Annotated in this window: 8 protein-coding genes; all 8 read left to right on the top strand. The window is 46.3% G+C overall.

Features of this window, described 5'->3' with window-relative positions:
- Positions 1-1711, top strand: a 1711-nt coding sequence (dnaK, locus tag PGX78_RS05005; protein ID WP_270445661.1) for a molecular chaperone DnaK, incomplete at its 5' end; no start/stop codon positions are given.
- Positions 1712-1736: 25 nt separating this feature from the next.
- Positions 1737-2978 carry a molecular chaperone DnaJ gene (dnaJ, locus tag PGX78_RS05000; protein WP_270445660.1) on the top strand — a complete coding sequence of 414 codons (1242 nt, stop codon included), beginning with the start codon at positions 1737-1739 and terminating at the stop codon, positions 2976-2978.
- Positions 2979-3042: 64 nt separating this feature from the next.
- Complete coding sequence (locus tag PGX78_RS04995) at positions 3043-3918, top strand: 50S ribosomal protein L11 methyltransferase (RefSeq protein ID WP_270445658.1); 876 nt, start codon at positions 3043-3045, stop codon at positions 3916-3918.
- Entirely contained in the window at positions 3918-4649 is a 732-nt protein-coding gene (locus tag PGX78_RS04990; RefSeq protein WP_270445656.1) for an RsmE family RNA methyltransferase, read from the top strand. The genes PGX78_RS04995 and PGX78_RS04990 overlap by 1 nt, the downstream gene beginning before the upstream one ends.
- Positions 4649-5965, top strand: a complete 1317-nt coding sequence (gene mtaB / locus PGX78_RS04985; protein WP_270445655.1) for a tRNA (N(6)-L-threonylcarbamoyladenosine(37)-C(2))-methylthiotransferase MtaB — start codon at positions 4649-4651, stop codon at positions 5963-5965. Before PGX78_RS04990 ends, mtaB begins: the two co-directional genes overlap by 1 nt.
- Positions 5965-6309, top strand: coding sequence for a histidine triad nucleotide-binding protein (locus PGX78_RS04980; protein WP_040773586.1), 345 nt, complete (start codon positions 5965-5967; stop codon positions 6307-6309). The genes mtaB and PGX78_RS04980 overlap by 1 nt, the downstream gene beginning before the upstream one ends.
- 229 nt (positions 6310-6538) lie before the next feature.
- Entirely contained in the window at positions 6539-6904 is a 366-nt protein-coding gene (locus PGX78_RS04975; RefSeq protein ID WP_270445654.1) for a YraN family protein, read from the top strand.
- A gap of 3 nt (positions 6905-6907) precedes the next feature.
- The coding region (locus PGX78_RS04970; protein WP_333523917.1) for a magnesium chelatase domain-containing protein at positions 6908-7063 on the top strand (156 nt) is incomplete at its 3' end.

The following is a 7063-nucleotide window of genomic DNA, read 5'->3' as shown; positions in this document are numbered from 1 at the left end:
ACGTCTTGTAGGGGAATTGGCAAAGCGCCAGGCTATTTCCAATCCTGAAAATACGGTAGCTTCTATTAAACGTCACATGGGTGAAAGCTATACTGTAAAGATTGAAGGTAAAGATTACACGCCTCAGGAAATTTCGGCTATGATCTTGCAGAAATTAAAAGAAGATGCCGAATCGTATTTGGGCGAAAAGGTGACGCAGGCTGTTATTACAGTTCCGGCTTATTTCTCCGACAGTCAACGACAAGCAACAAAAGACGCTGGTAAGATTGCAGGCCTCGATGTATTGCGTATTATCAACGAACCGACGGCGGCAGCTCTTGCATACGGCCTTGATAAGGGCGGTGAAGGTAAGATCCTCGTATTCGACTTGGGCGGCGGTACATTCGACGTATCTATCCTCGAATTGGGTGACGGTGTCTTTGAAGTTAAGGCAACGAACGGTAATACTCACTTGGGTGGCGATGATTTCGATAACGCCGTTATGAACTGGCTGGTAGAAGAATTTAAGAAACAAACGGGCATCGACCTTTCACAGGATAAGATGGCCGAACAGCGCTTGAAAGATGCGGCTGAAAAAGCAAAAATTGAATTGTCCACTGTTATGTCGACAAACATTAATTTGCCGTTCATTACAGCAGATGCCAGCGGTCCGAAACACTTGGATCTTACGCTGACGCGGGCTAAATTCAATGAATTGACGGCAGACCTCGTACACGCTACGATGGAACCGACTCGCCAAGCTATTAAAGATTCGGGTCTTTCCATCGATGAAATTGATAAAATTATCCTCGTCGGCGGTTCCAGCCGTATTCCGGCTGTTCAGGAAGCTATTAAAAATATTCTCGGAAAAGACCCGGATAAGGGCATTAACCCCGATGAATGCGTAGCTATCGGTGCGGCTATTCAAGCAGGAGTTCTCGTAGGCGATGTTAAGGATGTATTGCTTCTCGATGTTACTCCCTTGTCTCTCGGTATTGAAACTATGGGCGGTATCTTCACGAAGATTATTGAACGCAACACGACCATCCCGACGGAAGGCAAACAAATCTTCTCGACAGCTATGGATAACCAGCCGTCCGTTGATGTTCATGTCTTGCAGGGCGAACGTGAAATGGCCGCAGACAACAAGACGTTGGGCCGTTTCGAATTATCCGGTATTCCTGCGGCTCCCCGTGGAGTACCTCGCATCGAAGTTGCCTTCAACATCGATGCTAACGGCATTGTCAATGTATCGGCAAAGGACCTCGGCACAGGTAAGGAACAGAAAATTACCATTACGTCTTCGTCCGGTCTCGACCAGAGTGAAATCGACCGCATGGTAAAAGAAGCGGCTGCTCATGAAGCGGAAGATAAGAAGCGTAAAGAAGGTATTGAAGCTAAGAATAATGCCGATTCCCTCGTATATCAGGCTGAAAAGACGCTGAAGGAAGTCGGTGATAAAGCCGATCAGGCTAAGGTCTCGGAAGTTAAAGATAAGATTGCCGCTTTGAAAGAAGCACTTAAGAGCGAAGATACGGAACAGATTAAAGCCGCATCTGAAGCATTGACGAAACCGCTTTATGATTTAACCGGCGATATGTATAAGCAGGCTGAAGCACAACAACAGGCTCAGCAGTCATCCGGTCAGGAACAGGCACAGGAATCGACGAGTGCCGGTGATGACAATGTAGTCGATGCGGATTACCAAGTCGTAGATGATGATAAGAAATAAGAAGTAAGAAAAGGGGCAGCTCGGAATGAGTAAAAAGGATTATTATGAATTGCTCGGTGTATCGAAAGATGCGAGCGAGGCTGATATAAAAAAGGCGTTCCGAAAACTGGCCATAAAATATCATCCTGATAAAAACCGGGATAACCCGGAAGAAGCGGAAAAAAAGTTTAAAGAAATCAATGAAGCATACAGTGTTCTTTCCGATAAGGACAAACGAGCACAGTATGATCAGTTCGGACCCGACGCCTTCCAAAACGGAGGCGCCGGTGCCGGCGGTTTCGGCGGCTTTGGAGGCTTCGGTCAGGGCGGTTTCGGCCAAGGCGGATTCCAGGGTGACTTCAGCGGATTCGGTGATATTTTCGACTCCTTTTTCGGCGGCGGTCGGGCACAACGACAGAACGGACCCGAACGAGGTGCCGATTTACGATATGACTTAGACATTACTTTTAAGCAAGCCGTTTTCGGTGATGAAACGGAAATCCAGATACCGAAGGATGACACATGTGACCATTGTCACGGTAACGGTGCCGAACCGGGAAGTAAGGTGGATACTTGTCCTGAATGTCACGGTACGGGGCAACAAAGGGTCGTACAAAATACTCCCTTCGGGCAGATGGTCAATGTTCGTACGTGCTCTCATTGTGGCGGTACAGGTAAGATTATTGAAAAGAAATGCAAGAAGTGCCACGGAACGGGTACGATTCGTGTGCGTAAAAAGATTAAAGTCAAGATTCCCGCAGGCATCGATGACGGTCAACGATTGCGCATAGCCGGTGAAGGTGAACCGGGAGTGCGCGGTGGCGGTCGCGGTGACTTGTATGTATACATTTTCGTGCGTAAAGATCCGAACTTTGTTCGTCGCGGTAACGACATTATTTCGCAGCAGACCGTCAGCTTTACTCAGGCCGCACTGGGTGCGACTATTCGTGTAGAGACTATGGACGGTAAAATTGACTTGAAAATCCCTGCAGGAACACAGACCGGAACCTTGTTCCGTATTAAGGGCAAGGGAGTTCCCGTTCTCGGGTCCAAGGATCGTCGCGGCGATCATCATGTTCAGGTCAATGTTGTCGTGCCGAAACGCCTCAACTCGGAACAGAAACGGTTGCTTAAAGAATTCGGCATAGCCGGTGGAGAAGATTGGCTTGTTGAAGATGAAAGTAAGGGTAAAAAAGAAAAAAATAAAAAAGAAGGAATCTGGGACAGGTTGACGAAAATAGTCCGTAACAGATGTATCGGATACAGTCAATTTGCAGCCGGAATGTAGGTCTTACAGGCTGCGGACAACGAGTTTGTTCGCAGCCTTTTTGTCGTATAAAGGAGAGGTGTATATGGAGTGGACGGAAATAGGATTACACGTACCGGTTGAAAGTGCCGACAGTGTTTCATCCCTCATTTGGGAATCCCTGGTGAATGTATCCGTAACAGAAGGCGAAACGGATGAAAAGGGCATGAAATCTCTGACTGTATATACGGAAGCCGAGGGACAACGTGTGGCTGAAGAAATTCGTCGACTCTTAGATTCTTTGTGGCAGGAACATACATGGCAAGACTATGATTTGACCGTTCGGCAAGGTGAGGGAACGGACTGGTTATATGCATGGCAGGAGTTCTTTCATCCTAAAAAAGTATCAGCACGTTTTTGGGCGGCACCGGTAGGAGAGTCCGTGTCGGTCCGAGAAGGTGAGGAAGTTATTCGTATCGATCCGGGAGCTTCCTTCGGCAGCGGATTTCATGAAACAACTTGCATGTGTATTCGTTTCCTGGAAGACTTTGTTAAACAGGGACAAGTCGTATACGATGTCGGTACGGGTACCGGTATTCTGGCTATTGTAGCTGCCAAGTGCGGAGCTTCTACGGTGCGGGCCGGTGATTACGATGAGCAGGCTGTAGAACAGGCTCGACTGAATATAAAATTAAATGCTGCAGATGCCTGTACGACTTTGGTTGTCAGTGACCTGTTAGAACAAATGGCGCCTCGAGGAGAAAAGGCTGATCTTATTGTAGGAAACCTGGTTACGGACCTGATTCTTCGTTTGTTGCCGAATTTAAAAGATTACTTAAAAGAAGGCGGTCTGTTCATTACGAGCGGTATTATTGATGAACGCGTAGGAGAAGTCAGAAACTATGCTGAAAGATACGGTTTTTCCGTTGAACGGAAAGCATTTGAAAACGGTTGGTATGCCCTAGTGTTAAGGAGTATATAATGCGTAAATTATTTACAGATTTTCCTATAGAAGGGGAATTCTATTTATCCCCCGAGGACTCTCGCCATGTTGTTCGCGTATTGCGTCACGTTACGGGAGATGTTCTTACCGTATCGGACGGTACGGGGATTGCCTATACTTGTCTTATTGCAGATACGGCCGGTGAAAGGGTCTTGATGCGGCCGTTGAAGAAGATTGTACCTGAAGATAAAACAGAGCGACAGGAGCTGATTTTAGCTGCCGCTTTGTTGAAAAATGATCGTTTCGACTGGTTGGTTCAAAAGGCTACGGAGTTGGGGGTAGACCGCGTCGTTCCTATACAAATGAAACACTGTGTAGTAAAATTAGATGAAAAACGTCGTAAAGAACGTTGTGTAAGATGGCAGAAAATAGCTCTCGAGGCGGCAAAGCAATGCGGTCGTACTCGAGTCCCTTCCGTTGATGAAGTGAGGACTTTAAAAGAACTTATACAAGAATACGACCGGTACTTTTTCTTTATCCCTTACGAAGGGGAAGAAAAAGCGGCACGGATTGCCGTTGAGCGGGCGGCCGGGGAAGATACTGTGATCTGTATCGGTCCGGAAGGCGGATACGCTCCGGAAGAAATAGAAGAGCTTACGTCATCTTGCGAACAATATGCCGTCGTATCTCTCGGCAAAAGAATTATGAGAGCAGAAACGGCGGCTTTGGCGGCTTGTTCCGTCATTATGTATGAAAGAGGATTTGTTTAATGCCGACTATTGCTTTTACTACTCTGGGATGCAGGGTGAACCAATATGATACGGACAGTATGCGCGGTCTTTTTGCCGCCGCAGGTTATGAAGAGGCGGATTTTAGCGGTCCGGCCGATGTATACGTTATCAACACTTGTTCCGTCACCCATGTAGGTGAAAAAAAGTCGCGTCAAATTATACGTCGTGCCAAACGAAATAATGCTGACGGCCTTGTTATTGTCACGGGTTGTTATGCTCAGTTATCTCCCAATGTATTATCAGCCATTCCCGGCGTGGATGCCGTTATCGGGACGAACGAACGAAAGCGCATCGTTCAAGTTGTCGAATCGTTACGTAACGAACGAAGCGGACGAACCGTCCGGGCGGTACATGACATTATGGGAAGAGATGAGTTCGAAGAAATCCCTCTTTATCCGTCGGCAGTAGAACATACGCGGGCAGATTTAAAAATTCAGGAAGGGTGCAATAATTTCTGTGCCTATTGTATTATCCCTTACACTCGCGGTAGTCTGAAATCCCGGCAACCCGATGCGATTATTGAAGAGGCGAAGCGACTGTCTGCGGCAGGTTTTAAGGAAATCGTTTTGACAGGTATCCATTTAGGGGCCTACGGCATGGATTTGCCCGACAGGCCTACACTGGCACTCGTACTTAAAAGGCTCTTGGCGGAAACGGATGTTGCCCGTATTCGTATGGGTTCTATCGAGTCCGTGGAAATCGGTGACGATTTGGTAGAGGCTATCAACTCTTCTTCCAGAATTTGTCCTCATTTACACTTACCCATGCAATCGGGGTCCGATGAGATTCTTAAGAGCATGAAGAGGCACTATACAAAAGAAGAGTATATACTCCTTATCGAAGACTTGCATAGAAAGATTAAAGATCTTACAGTATCAACCGATTTAATACTGGGATTTCCCGGCGAAACGGACGAGTTGTTTGACGAAACAATGGATACTTTGAAACGACTAAAGTTTTCCCATATTCATGCTTTTCCCTATTCGCCGCGGGAAGGAACTCCGGCAGCGCAAATGGAGAATCAGGTAAGCAGTGACGTAAAGAAAAAGCGTGTCGAAACGGTAAATACCTTATCCAAAAAGCAGAAGGAAGAGATTCTCGACGGCATGATCGGTAAGACCGTTCACGTTCTTATTGAAGAAGTAAAAGGGACGACAGTTGAAGGATTTTCGGAACAGTACGAACGTATACGTGCGGAAGTTCCGACCGCTTATACGAGCGGTCGTATTATAAAGATACTCCTGACGGGCCGTGACGGTACGATTTTGACGGGAGTAGAGAAGGAGGATGTATGATGGAAGATTGTATTTTTTGTAAAATTACGGCGGGTGAAATACCGAGCAAAAAAGTGTATGAAGATGAAGATTTTTACGCCTTTGAAGATATTGCTCCCGTAGCGCCTGTACACGTATTGGTTATTCCCAAGAAACATGTTAAAAGTATTGCGGCTCTTACACAGGATGATGCGGCTGTGGCAGGGCGTATGCTCTTTGCCATTCAAAAAGTGGCAGCCTCCTTGGGCCTTGCTGAAGACGGGTATCGCGTAGTTTTCAATACGGGAGAAAAAGCGGGCCAAACGGTACACCACATGCACGCTCATATTTTGGGCGGTAAAGAGATGGCATGGCCCGGAGTATAAATATGACGAAGAAGAAAAAAAGGATAACAGTTACCTTTAACTCGTCCGCTTTGATTCGTATTGCAGCAGTAGCCGCCTTGGCCGTCATTATCGCCTGGCTGGCTGTAAAGGGATTATAAGCAATCGGATGAATCTCAATGAGGTTCATCCGATTTTTTATGTATTTTTAAGAAAGAGTTTAAGTAATTTCACAGAAAGAGCGGCTATACTGAAACCATGAGGTGATAAGGTGACGGATTACAAACGGTTCGGCTATAAGGGTGAAGATCTGGCTGCCGATTTTTTGCGTCATAAAGGGTACGATATTGTGGCTGTCAATTATACGACCTCTTTCGGAGAAATCGATATTGTAGCCAGGTATAAGGGGACCACGATTTTTGTGGAAGTAAAATCACGACGATCCGAACGGTTCGGCGTACCGGCGGAAGCGGTTCATTACAGAAAACGCAAAAAAATTGTTAAGACGGCGCAATGCTGGCTTCAACAGTATAAGGAGAACGACCGTCCTTGCCGCTTTGATGTCATCGAAATCCTAAAAACGAAACCCTCTTATGATATAAGACATATTACACATGCTTTTATAATGGAGTGTTGATTCATGTTTTCACGTATATACGGGGCCGTCCTATTCGGATTGAACGGTTGTTTAATTACAGTAGAAACAGATATAGCTAACGGATTACCGTCTTTTGATATTGTAGGTTTGGCTACTGTAGCTGTTAAAGAAGCAAAGGAAAGAGTAAGAACAGCCGTC

Origin of the sequence: Megasphaera sp. AF13-6AC (genome assembly GCF_027685385.1) — a bacterium.
Classification (GTDB): domain Bacteria; phylum Bacillota; class Negativicutes; order Veillonellales; family Megasphaeraceae; genus Megasphaera; species Megasphaera micronuciformis.
Note: the sequence above shows the minus strand (reverse complement) of the source record. Positions and strands in the feature narration are given on the sequence as shown.

Coding starts and splice junctions, on each gene's coding strand:
- dnaJ (WP_270445660.1), top strand. CDS start 1,737: ATGAGTAAAAAGGATTATTATGAATTGCTCGGTGTATCGAAAGATGCG.
- PGX78_RS04990 (WP_270445656.1), top strand. CDS start 3,918: ATGCGTAAATTATTTACAGATTTTCCTATAGAAGGGGAATTCTATTTA.
- PGX78_RS04995 (WP_270445658.1), top strand. CDS start 3,043: ATGGAGTGGACGGAAATAGGATTACACGTACCGGTTGAAAGTGCCGAC.
- PGX78_RS04980 (WP_040773586.1), top strand. CDS start 5,965: ATGGAAGATTGTATTTTTTGTAAAATTACGGCGGGTGAAATACCGAGC.
- mtaB (WP_270445655.1), top strand. CDS start 4,649: ATGCCGACTATTGCTTTTACTACTCTGGGATGCAGGGTGAACCAATAT.